5 protein-coding genes are annotated in these 6,705 nt (G+C 62.8%); 1 reads left to right on the top strand and 4 read right to left on the bottom strand.

Going from position 1 to position 6,705, the window contains the following annotated elements; all coding sequences use genetic code 11:
• Window positions 1-91: 91 nt before the first annotated feature.
• Together ABI_RS02880 and ABI_RS02885 are read right to left on the bottom strand one after the other, a co-directional pair.
• Window positions 92-955: a C40 family peptidase gene (locus ABI_RS02880; RefSeq protein WP_006271322.1), complete on the bottom strand. Its 864-nt coding sequence runs from the start codon at window positions 953-955 to the stop codon at window positions 92-94.
• Window positions 956-1,065: 110 nt separating this feature from the next.
• Window positions 1,066-2,475, bottom strand: a complete 1,410-nt coding sequence (locus tag ABI_RS02885; protein ID WP_006271323.1) for a leucyl aminopeptidase family protein — start codon at window positions 2,473-2,475, stop codon at window positions 1,066-1,068.
• Window positions 2,476-2,594: 119 nt separating this feature from the next.
• Here ABI_RS02885 and ABI_RS02890 point away from each other — a divergent pair, with 119 nt between their 5' ends.
• A complete protein-coding gene (locus ABI_RS02890) occupies window positions 2,595-3,443 on the top strand; it encodes a tetratricopeptide repeat protein (protein WP_006271324.1) in 849 nt (282 codons plus the stop codon).
• 231 nt (window positions 3,444-3,674) lie between these two features.
• Here the strand turns inward: ABI_RS02890 and ABI_RS02895 are convergent, their stop codons facing one another.
• Both ABI_RS02895 and ABI_RS02900 read right to left on the bottom strand, forming a co-directional pair.
• Complete coding sequence (locus ABI_RS02895) at window positions 3,675-5,198, bottom strand: tryptophan halogenase family protein (protein ID WP_006271325.1); 1,524 nt, start codon at window positions 5,196-5,198, stop codon at window positions 3,675-3,677.
• A 273-nt stretch (window positions 5,199-5,471) separates the two neighbouring features.
• On the bottom strand, window positions 5,472-6,581 hold the full coding sequence (locus tag ABI_RS02900; RefSeq protein WP_006271326.1) for an ABC transporter ATP-binding protein: 1,110 nt from the start codon (window positions 6,579-6,581) through the stop codon (window positions 5,472-5,474).
• Window positions 6,582-6,705 lie beyond the last annotated feature (124 nt).

Below are 6,705 nucleotides of genomic sequence, written 5' to 3' on the forward strand. Positions count from 1 at the left end.
GGCGCCTGCCGCCGCCCACTAAGGTCGGTACAAGATGACAAAAAGCCCGCCGGTTTTGCCGGCGGGCTTTTTCTATGGGATTTCAGCGACTTTACAGTCGGCGGAAGGCCGTCGGCATGCCCGAGCCGCAACTGTCGATGCGGCTGACGGCGGCGCGAAGGTGTTCCACCGCCACCTTCATATGATGGGCATTGGCGTGGATGATGTGCTCGGCGTCGACCATGATGGCGACGTGGCCTTTCCAGAACACGAGGTCGCCGCGGACAAGGCCCTTCAGATCGGAACCGACCTCCAGCGCAATGCCTAAACGGGCCTGCATGTCGGAATCGCGCGGGCAGCCATAGCCTGAGGCGTAGAGCGCCTGTTGCAGAAGCCCCGAGCAGTCCAGCCCGATGCTTTCGCGGCCGCCCCACTGATACGGCGCATTGATATAGCTTTCGGCGACGCCGACGAAGTCGTCGGCGAAGCGTTCGAAGTCCGACAGGTGATTGCTGAACACCCAGCCCATGTCGTTGATGTAGGCAAAGCCGTTTTCGAACCGGGTGACATTGACCAGGGCGTTGAGGCTGAGCGCGCACAGGATAGAGGACTTCAGGTTCGGGCCGCCGAACACGTAGGTGCGCAGGGTGGCGACATAATGGGTGGGCAGATACCAGTCGCGGCGGAAGGCCGACACCGGGACATAGCCGACATAGCCGTCGCGCAGGGCCTGGCCCCAGTAGAAGTCGTGCTTGCGCTCGATGACCTTGAAGCGCTCGCCCAGCAGAAGCTGGTCCCACTGTTCGGCGCCGTGTTCCGGCTGCGACAGGATGGGGGCGGTGGCGTCGTAGCAGCTCAGGATTTCACCCGCCACATAGGACCGCGCGCGGATCACGCCTTCATAGGCCTGATCGGTCACGCCGTCCTTGAACGGCACGATGCGCTTGTCGAAGTTGTCGTCGCTGTTTTGCGTCATGGGGCGGGGAGCCTTAGCTGGGATTTCTATCTCCCCATTACCCTATACCACGGACGTAAAGGTCACGTTACCCTGCACAGATAACAGGAGGTTAGCGCTCCGTAGGCGTCTTAATACGCCCTTATGAGCGCGTAAACGGCCCTTAAGGCCTGGGCCTCGGCGCCGACGGGTGCGCCGGCTTTTGAACGTGGGTTCCAGGCAAAGACGTCGAGGTGAATCCAGGCGCCGGACTTGGGCGCGAAACGCTGCAGGAACAGAGCGGCGGTGACGGACCCCGCCTGGGCCCAGGCCGAGGGGTCGTTCTTCAGGTCGGCGATGTCGGAATCGAGCGCGTCGTTGTAGCCGGCCCACAAAGGCATGCGCCACAACGGGTCGAACTGGGCGATCGAGGCAATCTCCAGTTGGCGGACCACCTCTTCGTCGTCGCAGTAGAAGGGTATGACCTCGGGGCCCAGGGCAACACGGGCGGCGCCGGTCAGGGTGGCGAAGTCGATGGTCAGGGCCGGTTCCAGCTCGCCGGCGCGGGTCAGGGCGTCGGCCAGGATCAGCCGGCCTTCGGCATCGGTATTACCGACTTCGACGGTCAAGCCGGCGCGGGTATGCAGCACGTCGCCTGGGCGCATGGCGTTGCCGGAAATGGCGTTTTCGACGGCGGGGATCAGGACGTGCAGGTTCACGTTCAACTGGCTGGCCATGATCCATTCGGCCAGGGCCAGGACGTGGGCGGCGCCGCCCATGTCCTTTTTCATCAAACCCATGCCGGCGGTCTTGATGTTCAGGCCGCCGGTGTCAAAGGCGACGCCCTTGCCGACCAGACAGACGACAGGCGGCACGCCGCGCGGCTTGGCCGGCCGCCAGGCGACTTCGATAAAGCGCGGGGCGTTTTCCGGGGCGGCGGCCTTGCCGACGGCATAGACGGCCGGATAGCTCTGTTTCAGCAGTTCGCCGGTAATGACACCGACGTCGGCGCCGTGGGCCTTGGCGATGGCGCGGGCGCAGGCTTCGATCTGGGCCGGTCCCATGTCGTTGGCGGGGGTGTTGACCATGTCGCGCACCCGATCGTGGGCCAGAACCTCCAGCGCGATGTCTTCACGCTCGGTCTGGGTCAGGTCGCCGTCATCCAGGCGCGCTTCGACGGGTTTGGACGACGCCTTGTAGGTGCCGAAACTGTAGGAGCCCAGGCCCCAGGCGACATGGATGGCGCGCAGGTCCAGGTCGGCCTCGACCTTGAGTTTCCATGTCCCTTTCGGAAGCTGTGTCGGCAGGGCGCGGAAGGTCATGGGCGTAAAGGCCTTGCGCGCGCCAAGGCCGAACCAGGCCCACATGCCGCCCATTTCGTTGGAGCCCAGGCCCGACGGCAGCACGATCAGGTTGCCGGCCTTGCCGGTGAAACCGCGCGCCTGCAGGAAACCGGCATGGGCGGGTTTCAGCGCGGCGATCATGTCGGCGACGTCCTCTTCGAACACGGCGAAGATAACGTGCTCGATTTTTTGCGGCTTGGTCGGCAAGGGTGTCGGCATTTCGCCCCCGGGGTCAGAATTAGTTAATAAAGCGGCAACTCCTTTAACTGTATCTTCATGGCCGTCACCGAAGTCTTAACCTGGGGCGGTTGAACCAAGAAATCTTGCGAGGCAACGCCATGAAGCCATATCTCACCTGTATCCTCGCCCTGACCGCCACGCTGGCGGCCGGTTCCGCTCATGCCGGACTGTTCGGCAAGGACAAGGCGGACAAGGCCAAGTCGCAGACCGCGCTGCCGGAGACTCGTGTCGAACGTTTCCGGCCGGCGAGTGAAGCCGAGATCCAGTCGGCGCTGCGGTCGGATCCGCTGGCCCAATCGGCCTTCTTCTCGCGTGAGTTCAATTACGATCCCACCAATGCCCGTTTGGGGATCTATCTGTCGAATGCCTTGCGCAGCCTTGGCCGGTACGACGAAGCCGCCGACATGGCGCACCGCGTCCTGCTGTTCGCGCCCGACAATCACGAAGCCCTGCTGGCGGCCGCCCGTTCGCATATCGGCGGCAACAATGCCTTCGAAGCGATTGCCTCCCTGCAGCGCGCAGCGGAGTTGAAGCCGAAGGACTGGCAGGCCTGGTCGCTTCTGGGGGTCGCCTATGACAATGTCAAACGGCCGCAGGATGCCCAAGCGGCCTGGGCGAAGGCGCTGCAACTGTCGCCTGAAAACCCCACCGTCCTGACCAATATGGCGATGTCGAAGGCGCAGGCGGGTGACTTTGCCGGCGCCGAGCCGCTGCTGCGCACGGCGGTGGTGCAAAAGGGCGCGACGATCCAGGTACGTCAGAACCTGGCCCTGGTGCTGGGCATGCAGGGCAAGATGGCCGAGGCGGAGCAGTTACTGCGCCAGGATCTGCCCCCGGATCAGGCGGATGCCAATCTAAAATGGCTGCAACAGGCGGCTCAGGCGCGGGTGGCGGCCACGGTTCCGGCCGAACGGTCATGGGATACAGTCAAGGCGTCTGGGGGATGAAGGGGTTGTTGCAGCGTTCGTAAGGGGACCTCTCCGTCTCGACGCGCTACGATCTTCGATCTCCGCTTGCTCGGCATGGCATGGGCCACCACGCTCGCCATTTTCAATGGGTAGGAGAAGAAAGAAGAACGAGACTGTTACCTACTTCTCCTCCCTACCAAAGGTGGGGAGGTGGCAGCGCGCAGCCGGAGACGAAGTCGGAGGCAAGTCGCTGACGGAGGGGTCCTCTTTCTACGCCATCTCCAGCAACGGCGGGGCCTTACAGTAGCGCTCGATATAATCGCCATGGGTGGGTAGTTTCGCAGCGTATTCCGCGATGACCTCTTCGATGTCTTTCAGATGCGCGCGGATGTCGTCTTCCGGAATCATGTCGACCATCGGGTCATAGCGCGGCCGCAAACCCTGGCCCAGTAACACCTGGACCCAGCTCTCCTCATGAAACAGTTCGGCGGCTGAATGTTTGAAGAAGCGCGCTGACGACCGGCACAGATCCAGGCGCTGGGTCAGAGATTCCGGGATGTCCATATGCTTGAGGTAAGCCCAGTAGGGCGTGTCCTCCCGGTCGGTGACCTTGTAGTGAGCGATGATGAAGTCGCGGACATCGCGGTACTCGAAATCGGTCTGGGCGTTGTATTCGGCGATGTCGCGGGGATCGAAGGACTGGCCCGGGAACAGGGCCAGCAGCCGTAAGATCCCGGTCTGGATCAGGTGGATACTTGTCGATTCCAGCGGCTCCAGGAAGCCGCCGGCCAGGCCGATGGCGACGCAGTTTTTCTCAAAAGCGCGATGGCGCTTGCCGGGACGGAATTTCACCAGGCGCGGATCGGCCAGGGCCTTGCCGTCCAGGTTTTTCAGCAGGATGGAAGCGGCTTCGTCGTCGCCCATATGCGATGACGAAAAGACATGGCCATTGCCGGTGCGATGCTGCAGCGGAATGCGCCACTGCCAGCCGCAACCATGCGCCATCGACCGGGTATAGGGCGTCAGTACGGTGGCGCGTTCACACGGCACCGCCCAGGCACGATCGTTGAGCAGCCAGTGGTTCCAGTCCTCGTAACCGACGCCAAGGGCATCGCCGATCAGCAGGCCGCGCATGCCCGAGCAGTCGATGAACAGGTCGCCGCCGACCGTCTCACCGCTTTGCAGAACGACATGGTCGATATAGCCGTCCTCGGCGCGTAGTTCGACCTTGGTGATCCGGCCTTCGATCCTTTTGACGCCGCGGCCTTGCGCCTGTTTGCTCAAATAGCGGGCATAGAGCGAGGCGTCGAAATGGTAGGCGTAGTCGAAGTCGGCCATGGGCGGCGGCTCGTTCGGCTGGCGCGGCCGGAAGCGGTTCATCCGGCAGGCCAGGGTGTTCAGGGCGTAGTGGTCGAAGTCCCTGACCTCGCCCTTTTCGTGCATCTTTAGCCAGAACTGATGGGTGTGCAGCCACATCAGGTCTGAGCCGATCTTGCCGAAACCATGGATGTAGGAATGGCCCTTATCGCGCCAGTTGACGAACTCGATCCCCAGCTTGAATGTGCCCTGAGTGGCGCGGATGAACTCGGTTTCGTTGAGGTCGAGGAACTGGTTGAACACCTTGATGGCGGGAATGGTCGCTTCGCCGACGCCGATGGTGCCGATCTCTTCGGATTCAATGAGGGTGATGTCGAAACGGCCCAGCAACAGCTTGGACAGCAGGGCGGCCGTCATCCATCCCGCCGTCCCGCCGCCGACAATGGTCACGGACTTGATCATCGGATTGGCGTGCATGGCGTGTCCCCGGAGGTCGTTGTTATGGCACAGTCATAGCGTGGAGTTACGGGCGCTGCAAACGCTTACATGCAAGATGAGTTTCGTCCAAGCTCCCTAGCGCTACATGAGGGGAGAGGACGAGAGCTTAGCGAAGCGAAAGCGATCGGCGCAGGGCGGCGAGCCTGAGGGGTTGAGGGCGTTCGGCATCTACAGCTTCCAGCCGAACCAACCCCTCACCCCTACCCTCTCCCCTCAAGTGGGGAGAGGGAGAAAAGTATTATAGACAATAACTTACGCCGCCTGCGTTTTGGAACCGTTCCGGCCAAATGCCTCTCCGCTGCCATCGAACAGGTAGGCCTGGGTCGGGTCGAAGTGCAGACGGACCACATCGCCGTGGCGGACGGCAAAAGCGACCGGCAGGATCGCACACACCGGCTGGTCGGCGCGCGGCATCATGGCATAGACGGCCCGTGTGCTACCCAAAGTCTCGACGACATCGACCGTCGCCGTCAGAATATTGCCAAGCCCGTCGGCCGACAGACATTCCGGGCGCACACCCAGGGTGACCTTATCGCCCGGTACCGCCTTGCCCGGAACCACCGCAGCCGTCACCTCATCGCCGGTGACCAGCTTGATCCGAACGCCTTCATCCTTGATGGCCGCGACTTCGCCGGCGATCAGGTTCATCCGTGGTGACCCCAGAAATCCGGCGACGAACAGGTTGCGCGGGCTGTCATAGATCTCCTGCGGCGTGCCTATTTGCTCGACCCCGCCGGCATTGAGCACCACAATACGGTCAGCCAGGGTCATGGCCTCGACCTGGTCGTGGGTGACGTAGATCATGGTCGTTGCCAGTTCACGGTGGAGGCGGGCGAACTCATGCCGCATATGGACGCGCAACCCGGCATCGAGGTTGGACAGCGGCTCATCCAGCAGGAACAAACGCGGCTGGCGCACGATCGCGCGGCCGATGGCGACGCGCTGGCGCTGACCGCCCGACAGTTCGCGCGGGCGCCGGTCCAGCAGATCCTCGATGCCCAGCATCTGTGCCGCCTTTTCCACGGCGGCCTTGATGTCGCGTTCGGCCATCTTGGCCATGCGCAGGCCAAAGGCCATGTTGTCGAAGACGTTGAGGTGCGGATACAGGGCGTAGGACTGGAAGACCATGGCGACGCCGCGCTGGGCCGGGGCGTCTTCCAGTGCCGACTTGCCCTCGATCAGGATGTCGCCCTGGGTCGGCGGTTCCAGGCCGGCGATCAGGCGCAGCAGGGTCGACTTGCCGCATCCCGACGGACCGACAATGACCACGAACTCGCCGTCGCGGATGGCGAGGTCGACGCCCTTCAGGACGGTGTTCGCCCCGAAGTTTTTCTCAAGTCCGCGCAACTCGACATTGGCCATGGCGTATCCTTCTGGCGCGGACCATAGCGGCGGCATGGGGTTATCTCAAGCCATGGCGCCTCTGTAAATCCTGTAAACCTGGCGGTTGACGGGGTCAGAGACTGGTCTGAAAATGGGTCAGGGT

Origin of the sequence: Asticcacaulis biprosthecium C19 (genome assembly GCF_000204015.1) — a bacterium.
In the GTDB taxonomy this organism is placed as follows: Bacteria; Pseudomonadota; Alphaproteobacteria; order Caulobacterales; family Caulobacteraceae; genus Asticcacaulis; species Asticcacaulis biprosthecius.